Origin of the sequence: Methylobacterium sp. WL103, from assembly GCF_008039885.1 — a bacterium.
Taxonomy (GTDB): Bacteria; Pseudomonadota; Alphaproteobacteria; order Rhizobiales; family Beijerinckiaceae; genus Methylobacterium; species Methylobacterium cerastii.
The window spans coordinates 1-1,379 of record NZ_VRUX01000862.1 but is presented as its reverse complement, the minus strand read 5'-3'; the positions used below and the strand labels follow the sequence as shown (position 1 = coordinate 1,379).

Below are 1,379 nucleotides of genomic sequence, written 5' to 3'. Positions count from 1 at the left end.
GCGCCGCCACCGCGGCCGTCGACCCGGCGGCCCTGCCCGGCAACCGGCCGTCCGATCCCGCGAGCCTCCCCCTCGTCACCGATCCGGGCGAGCGCCGCGGCGAGATGCTCTACCGGTCCTTCGGCCGGCATTCCGACAAGATCTCGGCCATCGGCATGGGCGGGTTCCACCTCGGCAAGAGCGCGGTGACGGACGACGAGGCGACGCGGCTGATCCACCAGGGGATCGAGCGCGGCATCACCTTCATGGACAATTGCTGGGACTACAACGAGGGCCGCTCCGAGCTGCGCATGGGCGCGGCGCTGCAGGACGGCAGCCGGCGCGACAAGGTGTTCCTGATGTCCAAGATGGACGGGCGCACCAAGGAGGAGGCGACGAAGCAGATCGACGCCTCGCTGCACCGCCTGCGCACCGACCGGATCGACCTCGTCCAGCACCACGAGATCCTGCGCTACGACGACCCCGACCGGGTCTTCGCCGAGGGCGGCGCGATGGAGGCCTTCGTCGAGGCCAAGAAGGCGGGTAAGCTGCGCTACATCGGCTTCACCGGCCACAAGGACCCGCGCATCCACCTGCAGATGCTGGAGGTCGCCCACGAGCGCGGGTTCCAGTTCGATTCGGTGCAGATGCCGCTCAACGTCATGGACGCGCATTTCCGCTCGTTCGGCCACCTCGTGCTGCCCTACCTCGTCCAGAACGGCATCGCGGCGCTGGGCATGAAGACCTTCGGCGACGGCGTCATCCTGAAGAGCGACGCGCCGATCGAGCCGATCGAGTACTTGCATTTCGGCCTCAACCTGCCGGTCTCGGTGCTGATCACCGGCATCCAGAGCCAGCGCGACCTCGATCAGGCCTTCGAGGCGGTGAAGACGTTCCGGCCGATGGACAAGGCGGCGGTGGCCGAGTTGCTCGGGCGCAGCCGGCCCTACGCGCTGGAAGGCAAGTACGAGCTGTTCAAGACCAGCGCGACCTTCGACGGCACCGCCAAGAACGCGGCGTGGCTCGGGGAGGACGTCCCGGGGGTGAAGACCCTCGCCCCGACGATGGAGTGATTTTTGCCAGGGTGTCGGTGACCGCTGGCGCCCGCCGCCTATCCCTTCGATGATCGATCCGACCCTACCGTCAGGACACACCATGAAGCGCCTCGCCGCCCTCGCACTTCCCGCCCTCGTCCTGCTGCCGCAGGCGGCATTCGCCCATCCCGGCCACGGCGAGGCCGCGGGCCTCGTCCACGGCTTCCTGCACCCGGTGAGCGGGGCCGACCACGTCCTCGCTATGGTCGCGGTCGGGCTGCTCGCGGGCCTGCGGGGCGGACGGGCCCTGTGGGCGCTGCCGGCCTCCTTCCTCGCGCTGATGGCGGTGGGCGCGGGGCTCGGCAT

At 69.5% G+C, this 1,379-nt stretch carries 2 protein-coding genes; both read left to right on the top strand.

Going from position 1 to position 1,379, the window contains the following annotated elements; all coding sequences use genetic code 11:
* Positions 1-1,052: aldo/keto reductase (locus FV222_RS26170; RefSeq protein ID WP_210248514.1), on the top strand; the 1,052-nt coding region annotated here is incomplete at its 5' end.
* A gap of 82 nt (positions 1,053-1,134) precedes the next feature.
* Positions 1,135-1,379 (top strand): HupE/UreJ family protein (locus tag FV222_RS26165; protein WP_187277486.1); only part of this gene is annotated, 245 nt, incomplete at its 3' end.